A 13067-nucleotide genomic window follows, 5' to 3' on the forward strand; every position below is an offset into this window, starting at 1 on the left:
CCCTCCCCAGGTGTTCCGCGCCGTCTCCGGGACGACTATGCCGCCCGCCGCGGTCCGCGGGATCGGCCGTCCGGTCAGCGTGCCCCGGGACCTTGGACCTAGGACCAGGAGCGGGCCGGTGACAACATGCGGCGGCGGCCTGCAGCTTCCTGACGTCCCCATCCCTGGATCGCGCCCGTCCCGGATCCCACAGTGGAGGTACGAGAGACAGACCTCCGGCAGACGAGATGGAGATGAGACCCCATGTTCGCCCCTTCACGCCGCACGGCGACGAGGAAGCCATGCTGATCCAGGTGACGATGCGCCAGGTGCGCGGGATGCCGATCCTCGGCTCCCCGATCGACGGGATCCGCATCATGGCGCTCCTGCCGGGCCACTGGCACAAGGACCTCACCCAGGCCGGCGGGGACATCGTCATCCGGATGCGCGTGGACGAGCCCCTGACCAGCGCGCAGGTGCGCGCCGAGGTGACGCAGACCCTCGCCAACCCCGAGGTGGACCGGTGGGAGCTGGTGGCCTGCCGCGTCCTGTCCCACAGCAGCACAGCCGCAAGGGAGGAAGACCAGTGATCGCATCTGTGGTGGCGCCCGGAGAGTGCCAGGTCTGGTGGGCCGGTCCGCGGGACCATCCGGAGGGGACCCTGCTGTCGGTGCTCAGCGAGCCCGAGCTCGAACGGGCCGCGCGTTTCCGCCGCGAGCCCGACCGCAGGCGCTTCCTGACCGGCTCGTGGCTGCTGCGCACCGCGAGTGCCGTGCAGCTCGGCGTGCGTCCCGAGGACGTCGTGGTGGACCGGTCGTGCCCCGACTGCACCCGGTACCACGGCAAGCCGCAGGTCCGGGCGCCCGGCTTCCCGCTGCACGTGTCGGTCTCGCACTCCGAGGACCGGGTCGCGGTGGCCGTGACGACCGAGGGCCCCCTGGGGGTGGACGTGGAGGCCGTGCCCGCCGACCCGGTGGACGACCTGGCCCGCTGCGCGCTCACCGAGGCCGAGCTGGCCGTCCTGGAGGCGTTCCCCCAGGAGGACAGGTACGAGGCGTTCGCGAAGGTCTGGGTGCGCAAGGAGGCGGCGCTCAAGGCCACCGGGCACGGCCTGCGGGTGCCTCCGACAGAGGTGGCGGTCAGCGGGCCGGCCGACGACCCGGCCCTGCTGAGCTGGCCGCTGGACATCCCGCCGGAGAGCCTGCGGTTCCGCGTCCTGTCGCCGGGCCGCGGCTACGTCGCCGCGGTCGCGGTGATCACCGGCCGTCCGGTCGAGGCGGTGGAGTTCCACCTGCCCGCGGCGCGGGCAGACTTCGCACGGGGCCCCCTGCCGGGGCCGCTGGCCGGCGTCGCGTGACTAGGAGGACGATCCAGATGCGAAGGACCTTCCTCCTCCTGCCGGGCTCCTGGTCGGGCGCGTGGATCTGGGAGCCCGTCGTCCGGCGGCTGCGCCTGCTCGGGCACGACGCCCGCGCCGTCACCCTGCGCGGCCTGTCCGGGCCGCGCGACGACGTCGCCGGCGTCGGCCTGCAGACGCACGTGGACGAGGTGCTGACCCTGCTGAAGAACGAGGGGCTGCGCGACGTCGTGCTCGTCGGGCACAGCTACTCGGGGCTGGTGGCCGGCCAGGTCGCCGACCGGGCGCCGGGCCGCGTCGCCCACACCGTCTACGTCGAGGCGTTCCTGCCGCACGACGGCCGTTCGATGCTGCACGCCTTCCCCGACCGGCAGCGGGAGCAGGAGCTGCGCCTGATCGAGACGGGCGGGGGCCGCTGGCCGGCCCCCGACCACACCCTGGTGGCCGAGGGACAGGGCCTCACGGCGGCGCAGGCGCGCTGGCTGGCCGCCCGGTTCGTCGGCCACCCCGGCCGCGCCGTGGCCGAGGCCGCCGTGCTCAGCACGCCGCTGGAGCGGCAGCGGGCCAGCTACGTGGTGTGCGACCTGGACCACTTCCAGGGCAGCCTGTCGCCCGACGTGTCCGCGCTGCGCGCGGCGCCGTCCTGGGACTTCCACACCCTGGACACCGGCTGCTGGCCGATGGTCTCAGCGCCCGGCCCGCTCAGCGCTCTGCTGTCCGACGCCGTCGCCGGCCGCCACTGAGCGGCCGGCGACCTCCGGGTCCGGTGCTAGCCCGGGCCGCGAGGACGCGGGAAGCAGCCGCCGCAGCGAACCGGCGTGCAGGAACCACAGCAGGCCCAGCGCCACGGCCAGGAGCAGGGCGCTGAAGACCCACTCGTTCGACCCGCCCGGCCCGTAGACGCGGCCGCCGGAGCCGATGTCCACCGCGCGGACCGGCTGCCCGGCCCGGTGGGTGTAGCGGTCGCTGCCGTACATCTCGATGCCCGTCCGGCCGGTGGTGCCGTCGTCGGAGCGGAAGTCGCCCGTCCAGACGCAGGACTCGTGCCCCGGATGCGTGATGCACGCCAGCGTGCGCGGCACGAACACCCCGGGCACGCCGTCGGCGCGGGCGGCGCGGACGACCGTGCCGAGGTTCGGCACGGTCAGGAACAGCAGGAAGCCCGCCACCAGGCTGAGCGCGAAGGAGAAGGCCGGGGAGACCCCGCGGCGCCCGGAGCCCGCCATCACGCGGGCGACACCGCGCAGGCGCAGCGCATGGCCGCCCGCTCGGACGGACGGGGGCTGCGGTGCAGGAGCATGGCCACCACCATGGGCACGAAGACCAGCCCGTTGTAGAACAGGTGCAGCTCCATGCGCGGGACGAGGAGCTGGATGATGCTCGTCGGCACCGGACGGCCCGCCAGGTTGTTCCCGGTGAGCGCCTGCAGGAGCAGCAGCAGGTGCTCCAGGTGGTGCCAGACCTGGATGCCCAGCGAGATGTTCCACCACGTACGGGACCTGCCGGTGAAGCCGGAGCGCAGCATCAGCAGGCCGATGAGCATCAGCAGCGCGTAGCCGTAGTGCATCCACTCGGAGCTGACCAGCCATGGGAAGGGCATGCCTAGGACGCCGCGCGCCTCCTTCAGCGGCCAGCCCAGCACGTAGACCTGGACGGCCTGGGCGACGTGCTCGGCCCAGTGGGCGAGCACGACGACGAGGTAGAGGGTGAGGGCGGGCTTGTGGTAGCGGGTGTTGAGCGCGCTCAACAGGCCGCCGGACGTCGACACCGTGTGGGTGGCCATGCGGGAACCTCGGCTTCCGGGATCGTCGGTCACGCGTCGTCCCGGCACGGCGAGGTCGCCGGCGATTGGTCTTCGGTCCCCTTCGGTTGCGCCTGCTCCGGGAGATCGCGAGTTCAGTGTCCGCTGCGATCCCGGGCCTGACAACTCACAAATTGCGCGGCAGTCCGGCGAGCAGTTGCTTGGTCGTCAGGGTGACTCCGCAGCGGCCGGCGACGTAGCCGAGCGCCTGCCGGTGGTCGGCGGCGGTGAGGTCGGCGACGGCGTCGGCCACCACGTACGGCTGGATGTCGTGGGTGAAGGCGTCGAGCGCGGTGGTCAGGACGCCGATGTGGGCGTAGACGCCGGCGATGAGGAGCTGGTCGCGTCCCGACTCGCGCAGCCACCACAGCAGGGTGGTCTCGTGGAAGGCGCTGTAGCGCCGCCGGGTGAAGATCCAGTCGCCCGGTCCCGGGGCCATCGGCTCGGGGAAGCCGCGCCGGGCGGGCTCCAGGCGGTCGCTGCGCCGCCAGAAGTCCTTGGCCAGCCCCTGCTGCTCGCCGGTCAGCAGGCCCGGCTGGGCCGCGTAGGCGACGGGCACGCCGAGGCGCGCGCACAGCTCGCGCAGCGCCGTCACGTTGCGCACCAGGTCGGTGAGCGGCGCCTCGCCGGGCGGGAAGAGGTCGAGGCAGGCGTGCTGCAGGTCGACCAGCAGCAGGACGGCCCGGCGCGGGTCGGGCGTCCAGGTGACCGCGGCGGGCGGCAGCTCGGCGGCGTCCGGCATCGGGTAGGGCTCGATCTCTGAAACGACCGGCACGGCGACCTCCGAATTTCTCGCAGCTTTTTGAGGCTGTTTCCATGATGTGCCGCCACGGCGTCCCGTGAAATGCGGAACGGCGGCAGGAAGCTGACTTCCCGCCGCCGTTTCCAGCCATTTTCTTTTCTTCCCGGGAGTTCACCGGGGCCACGGTCACACCCCGGCCGCCGCCCGCAGTTCCTCCGTCCGGTTCACCCGCTCCCAGGTGAACTCGTCGCGGCCGAAATGGCCGTAGGCGGAGGTGCCCGCGTAGATGGGACGCAGCAGGTCCAGGTCCCGGATGATCGCGGCCGGCCGCAGGTCGAACACCTCGCGCACGGCGTCGTGGATGCGCCGCTGAGGCACCCGTTCGGTGCCGAAGCACTCCACGAACAGGCCCACCGGCCGCGCCTTGCCGATCGCGTACGCCACCTGCACCTCGCACCGCCCGGCCAGCCCCGCGGCCACCACGTTCTTGGCCACCCAGCGCATGGCGTAGGCGCCCGACCGGTCCACCTTGGAGGGGTCCTTGCCGGAGAAGGCGCCGCCGCCGTGCCGGGCCATGCCGCCGTACGTGTCGATGATGATCTTGCGTCCGGTCAGGCCCGCGTCGCCCATCGGGCCGCCGACCTCGAACCGGCCCGTCGGGTTGACCAGCAGCCGGTGGCCGGTGGTGTCGATCCCCGCCTCGGCCAGCACCGGCTCGACGACCTCGCGCGTGACGTCGGGGGTCAGCATGTCGGCCAGGTCGACGTGCGCGGCGTGCTGGGTGGACAGCACGACGGTGTCCAGGCGGACCGGCCGGTCGCCCTCGTACTCGACGGTGACCTGCGTCTTGCCGTCCGGCCTCAGGTACGGCACCGTCCCGGACCTGCGGACCTCCGCCAGCCGCCGGGCCAGCCGGTGGGCCAGCATGATCGGCAGCGGCATCAGCTCGGGCGTCTCCTCGCACGCGTAGCCGAACATCAGGCCCTGGTCGCCGGCGCCCTGCCGGTCCAGCTCGTCGGCGGCGGCCGCGCCGCGGTGCTCGTAGGCGTCGTCCACGCCGCGGGCGATGTCGGGCGACTGGGTGCCGATCGACACCGACACGCCGCAGGAGGCGCCGTCGAAGCCCTTCTGGGAGGCGTCGTAGCCGATCTTCAGGATCGTCTCCCTGACCAGGCCGGGGATGTCCACGTACGTCTGCGTGGTGACCTCGCCCGCGACGTGCACCATGCCGGTGGTGATCAGCGTCTCGACCGCGACCCGGCTGCCGGGGTCCTTCGCCAGCAGGGCGTCCAGGATGCCGTCGCTGATCCTGTCGGCGATCTTGTCGGGGTGGCCTTCGGTGACCGATTCAGAGGTGAACAAACGACGTGACACCGACGCCTCCTAGTAGGGCAGCCGGCGCCCGGCGGGGGTGCGCAGGTCGAGTGCGGTCACGGGGGTACGCGGTTTCTTCGGCCTCTGCACGCGAATCACTTTGGGCATGGAACGGCTCCACATCTTGGCGGCGGGAAAAACTCGAATTTCCCGGACACAGATCATCCAAGATTTCGCGTCGAGCATTCTTCTCCGATGACCTGCGCGACGAAGGTTCGCTTTCGAGAATAACCACGGCCGGCCGCGGCGGGTTCTTTCCCTGTGCGGCGTCGGGACCGGTCGGGCAATCCAGGAGATGCCCCGCACGCGCCGGGAGGCCACGATGCTCCTGATGCCCGGATGGCTCTTTCCGCCGGGCGGATCACCTACGCCGGGTCCCGGCCGCACCGGCGACGAAAGGCTGATCATGAACGGAATCGGCGCGGAGATCGGGATCATCGGCGGGAGCGGGTTCTCCTCGGTCGCCGACGGGGCCCGGGAGGTCGCGCTCACCACCCCGTACGGCGAGCCGTCGGCGCCGCTCTCGCTGGCCCGGGTGCGCGGCCGCACGGTCGCCTTCCTGCCCCGGCACGGGCGCGACCACCGCCGGCCGCCGCACCGGATCAACTACCGGGCCAACCTGTGGGCGCTGCACTCGGTGGGCGTGCGGCAGATCCTCGCGCCGTGCGCGGTCGGCTCGCTCCGGCCCGAGCTGGGGCCGGGCGTGATGGTGGTGCCCGACCAGCTCGTGGACCGGACCTGCGGACGGGTCCGGACCTACTTCGACGACGCGGCGGTGCACGTGCCGTTCGCCGACCCGTACTGCCCGGTGGGCCGCGAGACGGTGCTCGACGCCGCGGCGGCGACCGGCCAGGACTGCGTGGACGGCGGGACGACGGTGGTGGTCGACGGTCCGCGCCTGTCCAGCCGGGCCGAGGCCCAGTGGTACGCCGCGCAGGGGTGGTCGCTGCTCGACATGACGGCCTGCCCGGAGGCGGCGCTCGCCCGCGAACTGGCCCTGTGCTACGTGCCGGTCGCGCTGGTGACGGACCTGGACGCCGGGCTCGGCGTGGGCTCCGGCGCGCGGCGCGACGAGCTCTTCACGATCTTCCACGAGGGGCTGGACCGGCTGCGGGAGCTGGTGCTGGCGACCGTGGCCCGGCTGCCGCGCACCCGTACGTGCGGCTGCGCGCGGGCCCTGGAGGACGCCGCCCTGCCCGCCGACGCGGACCACCTCCCCGCCTGAACCGCTTGCAGTCCGTCGAGCACACGGAACCCCGGGTCCCCGCCGCCGCGCGGGAACCCGGGTGTGAGCGCGGGGTCTACACCGCCATCGGCACGTGCGCGTCCAGGGCGACGCGTTCGACCAGCGCCTCCAGGTTCGGGTCCGCGTCGAAGACGTCGCCGACGTCGATGGAGATGCCCAGCTCCTCCTTGATCCGCCCGACCAGCCGCGCCGCGGCCGCGAACTCCCCTTCGAGGTCGGAGAACGTCGCCGCCTCCAGCCCCTTGGGCACGTCGAGCACCTCGTACCAGATGTCGCCGACCTTCTCGCGAAGCTCGGCGAGGCTGCGTCCGCCGGTCATGGGCCGTCCCTTCTCAAGGTCTGCTGGTGATTGTCGCAACGGCGCCGCGGCGGCCACATCTTCGCGGATGCCCTGGCCCTGACCTGGCCGAGCAGCGCGTCGAGCGTCCCGTCGCACAGCAGGACGGCCGGTTCGACGGCCACCCCGAGCCGGTCCTCGATCCGGGCGGCCATCCGCAGCGCGGCGAGCGCCGTGCCGCCGAGCTCGCCGAAGGTGGCGCCGGCCTCGTCCGGGCCGGCGCCGAGCACGGTGTTCCAGATGTCGGTGACGTGCCTGTCGACGTCCGCCGGATCCACGTCGCGCGTCCTCCCGTGAGTCTTCCTTGGGGGGACCATAAGCCGCGCGGGCGGCGGGCGCTTGTCCTCACGTGCGCACTCGGGGCCGTTCGTCCGCGCGGGCCCGACAGCCGCGCGGCGGGGTCAGGACGCCGCCCGTTCCGCCGCCCGCGTGCGCGACAGGGCCCGGACGATGCGCGCGTGCCCCTCGTTCCCCCTGGCCAGCACCTCGGCCACCGGGCCGTCGTCGGCGGCGCGCAGGGCGGCGGCGACGCGGCTCAGGTCGCGGGTCAGCGCGTCCAGCAGGTCGGCCACGGGGGTCGCGTTGTGCGCCAGGATGTCCCGCCACATGCCGGCGGGGCTGCCGGCCACCCGCGTCACGTCCCGCAACGCCCCGGCGGCCAGCGACAACCCGCCGGCGTCCCCGCCCGCGGCCGGTTCGGCGGGCTCGTCCTGGTCGCCGGTCGCGAACCGGGCGGCGAGCGCGGCCGACAGGACGAGCGGCAGGTGCGACACGGCCGCGGCGGCCCGGTCGTGGGCGTCCGGCGCGAGCAGCCGCACCTCGGCCCCGCACGCGGTCGCCAGCGCCGCCACCGTGCGCAGCGCGCGCGGTGACAGGGCCGGATGGGGGCACAACGCCCACGTCCTGCCCTCGAACAGGCCCGCCCGCGCGGCCCCGGGCCCCGACACCTCCCGCCCGGCCATCGGATGGCCGGGCACGTAGCAGGACAGGTCGCAACCGCCGCTCTCCGCCTCGGCGAGGATCCGCGTCTTGGCGCTGGCCACGTCCGTGTAGACCCTCCCCAGCCCGCGGGCCTGCGCCTCCCGCAGCACGGCGGCCACCGACGAGGGCGGCGTGGCGATCACGACGACGTCGGCCGGCCCGGCCCCGGCCCGCAGCGCGGTGCCCGCGCCCATCCGCGCGGCCTGCGCCAGCGCCCACGGATCGTGGTCGGCCAGCTCGACCCGGACGCCCGCCCGCCGCAGCGCGCACGCCACGGACGTGCCGATCAACCCACAGCCGATCACCACGACACGGCGGATTGGGGACATGGCCGAACCTCGCTTCCCTCGGACGTCACTCCCCCATGGTCGCGGCGCGAGGCGCCCGGCGGCGGTACGCGGCCCGTCTTCTTGCTGCCGCCCCGCGGCACGTTCCTGCCAGCGCAACCCCAGGTCAAGCCCCTGGACGCGCTCCTACGATCACGACATGTCCTACCAAGACCTGCTGTCCCGACCGGTACGCCCGCCCGACCGCGTGCTCCGCTACGGCGACCGCCACCCCGACCAGGTGATCGACGTCTACGAGGGAACCGGCCGCCCGCCCCTCGTCCTGCTGCACGGCGGCTACTGGATGGCCGAGTACGACCGCAGGCACGCCCGTCCCATGGCCGTCGCCCTGGCCGCGCTCGGCCACCCGGTCTGGCTGCCCGAGTACCGCCGGGTGGGCCAGGAGGGCGGCGGCCACCCGGGCACGTTCGACGACGTGGCCGCCGCGCTCGACCTCGTAGGGGCGCAGTGCCCGTCCGGGGTGCTGCTGGTGGGCCATTCGGCGGGCGGTCACCTCACGCTCTGGGCGGCGCTGCGGCACCGCCTGCCGCCCGGCTCCCGCTGGCACGCCGAGCCGGCGGTCCGCGGCGTGGTGGGGCTGGCCGCCGTCGGCGACCTGGGCGAGGCGTTCACGGCGGGCCTCGGCGGCGGCGCGGCCCGCGCCCTGCTCCACGACCGCGCCGACCTGCTGGACGAGGTGGACCCGGCGCGCCTGCTGCCCTACGACCGGGGCCCGCTGGTGCTGGTGCACGGGGTCAAGGACCGCGTGCTGCCGGTGTCGATGAGCCGCCGGACGGCGGCGGCCGAGCCGTCGGCGATGCTGATCGAGCCTTCGGACGCCGGCCACTTCAGCCTGATCGACCCCCTGTCGAGCACCTGGCTCCTGATCACCGCGGCCATAGAGGCCGCGGCGGGGCGAAGCGCGGTCAGGACGGTCCGGGCGTGAGCGCGCCGACGACGCGGGCGAGCAGGGCGGCCCACTCCTCGTCGTCGACGGCGTGCAGGTCGGGCGTGACCAGGGCGCTGCCCATGGACAGCAGCAGGCAGAAGTGGGCCAGCGCGGCGGGCGACAGCGCCGGGTCGAGCTCGCCCCGGTCCTGGGCGAGGCGGGCCAGCGCGGCCATCGACCCGGCCCGCTCGCCGACGTAGTCGCGCATGGGCCGGGCGACGTCCTCGTCCCGGCGGGCGGCGACGAGGGCCTCGACGATGAGGTAGCCGCGGGCGTCGCGCCGCTGCGGCAGCCAGCGTCCGATCTCCAGCAGCAGGTCGGGGACGGGCCGGTCGGGGTCGGCGGCGAACAGGTCGGCCAGCCCCCGCCGCCCGTGCGCGCGCAGCGCCGCCACCAGCAGCTCGGCCTTGGAGCCGAAGTGCGCGTACAGCGCGCCGTTGCTCACCCCGGCGGCGGCGGCGATGTCGGCGACGCGGGTGCCGTCGTACCCGCGTTCGGCGAACGCCTCCGCGGCGGCGCGCAACAACCGTTGACGAGTCTCGGCGGCGGTGACGCCGGCGATTCGGCCCATGGCAGCATTAAACAGGCCGCCCACCCGGGACGTGACCATCGACCGCATCCCCCGCCCGAGCCGGTCAGTCGTCGAGGGCCTGGTAGAGCGTGGTCCAGAAGTCGTTGATGAGCCGCATCGAATCCGGGGTGGACATCCCGACCTGGGTGAGCAGGATCCCGGTGAGCCGCCTGGCCGGGTCGGCGTAGGCGGTGGTGCCGGTCCCGCCGTCCCAGCCGAACTGGCCGGCGGAGGCGTAGTCGCCGCGGTGGGTGCGCACCGCCATCCCGAAGCCCCAGCCGCCCTGGAGCCCCTGGCCGGCCGACACATGGACGATGTTCGCGTACATGGCGTCCCGGGCGGCCTGTTGCGCCGGGGTGAGGCGGTTGGTGGTCATCAGCTCGACCGCGGGCCTGGACAGGATCCGTTCGCCGTCGTGCACGCCGTGGTTCAGCAGCATCCGGAAGTAGGCTTGATAGTCGTCCACGGTGGAGACCAGCCCGCCGCCGGCCCCCTGGAAGGCCGGGGGCCGGGATGATCTGCCGCTCTCCGCCTCGTCCCACACCAGGAACTCCCCGGTCGCCGGGTCGGGCCCGTACAGGGGCGGCAGCCGGTCGATCTTCGCGGCGGGCACGTGGAAGGCGGTGTCCTTCATCCCCAGCGGGTCGAGGACGCGTTCGCGCAGGAACGTCTCCAGGGACCGGCCCGCGACCCTGGCGACGAGCACGCCGACCACCTCGTTGCTGAGGTCGTACTGCCACCGCTCCCCCGGCTGGTACGACAGCGGCAGCTCGCCGAGGCGGCGCATCCACTCGTCCGGGTCGGGCGCCGGCCCGGACGCCACGCTGTAGTCGGTCCGCTCGAAGGTGGCGGCCCGGATCGGGGAGTCCAGCAGCGTGAAGTCCATGCCGAGCCCGAACGTGGAGGTCAGCAGGTCCCGCACGGTGATCGGCCGGTGTGCCGGCACGGTGTCCTCCAGCGGGCCGTCGGGACGCCGCAGCACCCGCCGGTCGGCCAGTTCGGGCAGCCAGGGATCGACCGGATCGTCCAGCCGCAGCCGGCACTCGTCCAGCAGGACCATCGCCGCCGCCATCGTGACCGGCTTGGACGTGGACGCCATCCGGAAGATCGTGTCCCGGCTCATCGGCGCGCCGCCGTCATGGCGCATCGTCCCGATCGCCTCGACGTGCGTCTCCTCGCCCCGGCCGACCAGGGCGACCAGCCCGGGGATCCGCTTGGACTCCACGTGCCGGGCCAGCACCTCGCGCAGCCGGCGCAGCCCTGCTTCGGAGAAGCCGCTGTCGTTCGCAACCGTCATGATCCCTCTTTCCGTGGTGGTGGTGGTCGTCGTCCGGCACGGCTCGAAGGCGTGACGGACGAGGCCACCGGCTCCTTCGAGGTGGCCGTACGACGAGCCTGGACCCTGACCCAAGGTCAAGGTCAATCCCGCCGTGACCATGGGCGTCGAGCGCACGCCGTACGCGCTACCCTCGGCCCTGTGAATGCCCGCGATCCGTACCTGAGCGCGCCGTCCGCAGATGCGCTGAGCCGATGAGGGACGGGCTCACGATCGGTCAGACGGCGGCCTTCGCCGGCGTCACCGTCAAGACCGTGCGGCACTACCACCGGCTCGGCCTGGTCGCCGAGCCCGAACGTGACGGTTCCGGCTACCGGCGTTACCGGTCGGCCGACCTGGTCCGGCTGGTCCAGGTCCGGACCCTCGCCGCGGCCGGCGTGCCGCTGGCCGAGATCGGCGACCTGCTCGACGCCGATCCCGAGCCGTTCGCCGCCGCCCTGGACGACGTCCGCCGCCGGCTGACCAAGCGGATCGAGGACCTGACCGCGCGCCGCGACACGCTGCACCGCCTGGCCCACGGCGACCGGGTCCTGCTGCCCGACCGGGCCTGCGCCGTCCTGGACCGGCTGGCCGCCCTCGGCTTCGGCGCCGACTACGTGTCCACCCAGCGGGAGGCCCTGGTGCTGACCAGGGCGCTGATGCCGGCGATCTTCGACAGCTTCCTGACCCGGCTCGAACAATCGCTGGACGACCCCGAGCACGTCGAGCTGACCATGCGCGCCCTGGAGGCGAGCTCCTGGGACCCGGACGACCCGCGCATCGAGGAACTGGCCTCCGCCCTGGCCGCCAAGCTGCTGACCGGCCCGGCGGCGCGGGCGATGCCGGCCGGGTTCTGGAACCGGTCCGACGCCGCCGCCCGCTACGAGCTGGTCAACCACCACGGCGAGGGCCGGGAGCCGTCCATCGCCCGGCTGAACGCCCTGGTCGAGGCGGAGCTGCGAGCGGCCGGCATCGATCTTCCCCGCCAGTGACGGCCCCGGCGGGAGCCGTGTGTCTTCGCTACCCCAGGAACTCCCGCAGCGAGCGCGGCCGGCGGCCCAGGAGGTCGGTCACCGTCGTGGTCGTGGTCGCCCAGCGCCCGTCCCCGAGCTGCGACATGAGGGTGGCCAGGTCGCGGGCCGCGGCGGCGGGCATGCCGCGTTCCGCCAGGTGCACGGTGGCCTCCTCGACGGGCAGGTCCACGTAACGCACCTCCCGCCCGAGCGCCCGGGTCAGCTCGGCGGCGATCTCGTCATGGGTGGGCGCCACCGGGCCGGTCAGCTCGTGGACCGCGTCGGCCCCGACGGGGCTCCTCAGCAGCACGGCGGCGACCGCCCCGATGTCACGCGCGTCGATGTACCCCACCCTGCCCCTGCCGTACGAGCCGACGATCCGCCCCTCCTCGTCGACGTCGCCCGCGAGATTCTGCATGAAACCGACGGGCGCCAGGATCGACCACGGCACACCGGAGGCCTTGAGGTGCTCGTCGACCTGCCCGTGCAGGCCGAACCCGAGCAGGCTGTCCGGCGTGACCCCACGTACGGACACCGTCACCACCTGGGCCACCCCCGCGGCCGCCGCGTGATCGATGACCGCCTGGTGGGCGCGCGCGAAGCCCGGCCACAACGCGCTGTTGAGAAAGAGCCTGTCCCCCGGCTCGATCGGGACGCTCTCCGGCCGCTCCAGGTCGCCGACCACGTAGTCGCAGCCCAGCTCCGCAGCCAGTTCCTCCCCCTGCTCCGCGCGCCGCACCACGGCCCGCGCCGCGCCGCCCAGCTCCTCGATCAGCGCACGCCCGATCGTGCCTGTAGCGCCCGTCACCACGATCATCACACAACCCCCTGAACGGAATGCCGGTTTCCCGTTCTACACCAAGCGGAAGGTCGCCGTCCACTTAGGTGAGATTGTCAGCCGATGCGCAGGGGCAGGGTGCGGGGGCCCCGTACCTGGCTGGCGGCCCAGGTGACGGCGTCGGGGTCGGCGAGGGTGAAGGTGGGGATGCGCTGGAGCCAGACGTCGAGGGCGGTGCGGAGTTCCATGCGGGCCAGGTGGGAGCCGACGCAGCGGTGGATGCCGAGTCCGAAGGCGG

At 73.6% G+C, this 13067-nt stretch carries 16 protein-coding genes and 1 pseudogene; 6 read left to right on the forward strand and 11 right to left on the reverse strand.

From position 1 onward, the window contains the following. Window positions 1–233: 233 nt before the first annotated feature. The 3 genes from ABZ444_RS37140 to ABZ444_RS37150 are packed head-to-tail and all read left to right on the forward strand — an operon-like array spanning window position 234 to window position 2079. Window positions 234–569, forward strand: a complete 336-nt coding sequence (locus tag ABZ444_RS37140) for a hypothetical protein (RefSeq protein ID WP_357982071.1) — start codon at window positions 234–236, stop codon at window positions 567–569. Further along, entirely contained in the window at window positions 566–1336 is a 771-nt protein-coding gene (locus ABZ444_RS37145; protein ID WP_352354829.1) for a 4'-phosphopantetheinyl transferase superfamily protein, read from the forward strand. Before ABZ444_RS37140 ends, ABZ444_RS37145 begins: the two co-directional genes overlap by 4 nt. Before the next feature lie 17 nt (window positions 1337–1353). Next, window positions 1354–2079, forward strand: coding sequence for an alpha/beta hydrolase (locus tag ABZ444_RS37150; RefSeq protein WP_357982074.1), 726 nt, complete (start codon window positions 1354–1356; stop codon window positions 2077–2079). Here the strand turns inward: ABZ444_RS37150 and ABZ444_RS37155 are convergent. The 4 genes from ABZ444_RS37155 to metK all read right to left on the reverse strand — a co-directional run bounded on the left by ABZ444_RS37155 (window position 2023) and on the right by metK (window position 5253). Beyond that, window positions 2023–2562, reverse strand: coding sequence for a hypothetical protein (locus tag ABZ444_RS37155; protein WP_358007604.1), 540 nt, complete (start codon window positions 2560–2562; stop codon window positions 2023–2025). The genes ABZ444_RS37150 and ABZ444_RS37155 overlap by 57 nt on opposite strands. Then, window positions 2562–3119: a hypothetical protein gene (locus ABZ444_RS37160; protein ID WP_358007607.1), complete on the reverse strand. Its 558-nt coding sequence runs from the start codon at window positions 3117–3119 to the stop codon at window positions 2562–2564. Before ABZ444_RS37160 ends, ABZ444_RS37155 begins: the two co-directional genes overlap by 1 nt. 145 nt (window positions 3120–3264) lie before the next feature. Further along, the gene (locus ABZ444_RS37165; RefSeq protein WP_352354837.1) at window positions 3265–3912 is read right to left on the reverse strand and encodes an isochorismatase family protein; all 648 of its coding nucleotides are present in this window, start codon (window positions 3910–3912) and stop codon (window positions 3265–3267) included. A gap of 153 nt (window positions 3913–4065) precedes the next feature. Beyond that, complete coding sequence (metK, locus tag ABZ444_RS37170; RefSeq protein ID WP_358007610.1) at window positions 4066–5253, reverse strand: methionine adenosyltransferase; 1188 nt, start codon at window positions 5251–5253, stop codon at window positions 4066–4068. Window positions 5254–5659: 406 nt separating this feature from the next. Here metK and ABZ444_RS37175 point away from each other — a divergent pair, with 406 nt between their 5' ends. Further along, window positions 5660–6478: an S-methyl-5'-thioadenosine phosphorylase gene (locus tag ABZ444_RS37175; RefSeq protein WP_358007613.1), complete on the forward strand. Its 819-nt coding sequence runs from the start codon at window positions 5660–5662 to the stop codon at window positions 6476–6478. Between the two features lie 76 nt (window positions 6479–6554). Here the strand turns inward: ABZ444_RS37175 and ABZ444_RS37180 are convergent, their stop codons facing one another. From ABZ444_RS37180 to ABZ444_RS37190, 3 genes are all read right to left on the reverse strand, one after another. Beyond that, complete coding sequence (locus ABZ444_RS37180; protein ID WP_357982089.1) at window positions 6555–6818, reverse strand: phosphopantetheine-binding protein; 264 nt, start codon at window positions 6816–6818, stop codon at window positions 6555–6557. Then, a complete protein-coding gene (locus tag ABZ444_RS37185; RefSeq protein ID WP_358007616.1) occupies window positions 6815–7114 on the reverse strand; it encodes a phosphopantetheine-binding protein in 300 nt (99 codons plus the stop codon). The genes ABZ444_RS37180 and ABZ444_RS37185 overlap by 4 nt, the downstream gene beginning before the upstream one ends. A gap of 123 nt (window positions 7115–7237) precedes the next feature. After that, window positions 7238–8146 (reverse strand): prephenate dehydrogenase, encoded by a 909-nt coding sequence (locus tag ABZ444_RS37190; protein ID WP_358007619.1) that lies wholly within the window; start codon window positions 8144–8146, stop codon window positions 7238–7240. Window positions 8147–8303: 157 nt separating this feature from the next. Between ABZ444_RS37190 and ABZ444_RS37195 the strand changes: the two genes are divergently transcribed. After that, window positions 8304–9089 (forward strand): alpha/beta hydrolase, encoded by a 786-nt coding sequence (locus ABZ444_RS37195; RefSeq protein WP_358007622.1) that lies wholly within the window; start codon window positions 8304–8306, stop codon window positions 9087–9089. Here the strand turns inward: ABZ444_RS37195 and ABZ444_RS37200 are convergent. Beyond that, window positions 9070–9663, reverse strand: a complete 594-nt coding sequence (locus tag ABZ444_RS37200) for a TetR/AcrR family transcriptional regulator (protein ID WP_358007625.1) — start codon at window positions 9661–9663, stop codon at window positions 9070–9072. The genes ABZ444_RS37195 and ABZ444_RS37200 overlap by 20 nt on opposite strands. Window positions 9664–9727: 64 nt before the next feature. After that, window positions 9728–10960 carry a serine hydrolase domain-containing protein gene (locus tag ABZ444_RS37205; RefSeq protein WP_358007628.1) on the reverse strand — a complete coding sequence of 411 codons (1233 nt, stop codon included), beginning with the start codon at window positions 10958–10960 and terminating at the stop codon, window positions 9728–9730. Between the two features lie 233 nt (window positions 10961–11193). On the opposite strand from ABZ444_RS37205, the gene ABZ444_RS37210 reads away from it, so the two are divergent. Next, window positions 11194–11970: a MerR family transcriptional regulator gene (locus ABZ444_RS37210; protein ID WP_358007631.1), complete on the forward strand. Its 777-nt coding sequence runs from the start codon at window positions 11194–11196 to the stop codon at window positions 11968–11970. Between the two features lie 28 nt (window positions 11971–11998). Here ABZ444_RS37210 and ABZ444_RS37215 read toward each other — a convergent pair whose 3' ends face one another. Together ABZ444_RS37215 and ABZ444_RS37220 are read right to left on the reverse strand one after the other, a co-directional pair. After that, on the reverse strand, window positions 11999–12808 hold the full coding sequence (locus ABZ444_RS37215) for an NAD(P)H-binding protein (RefSeq protein WP_358007635.1): 810 nt from the start codon (window positions 12806–12808) through the stop codon (window positions 11999–12001). Between the two features lie 77 nt (window positions 12809–12885). Then, window positions 12886–13067 (reverse strand): annotated as a pseudogene (locus ABZ444_RS37220) (cytochrome P450); the annotation flags it as partial.

This window comes from Nonomuraea sp. NPDC005730, assembly GCF_040630865.1.
In the GTDB taxonomy this organism is placed as follows: domain Bacteria; phylum Actinomycetota; class Actinomycetes; order Streptosporangiales; family Streptosporangiaceae; genus Nonomuraea.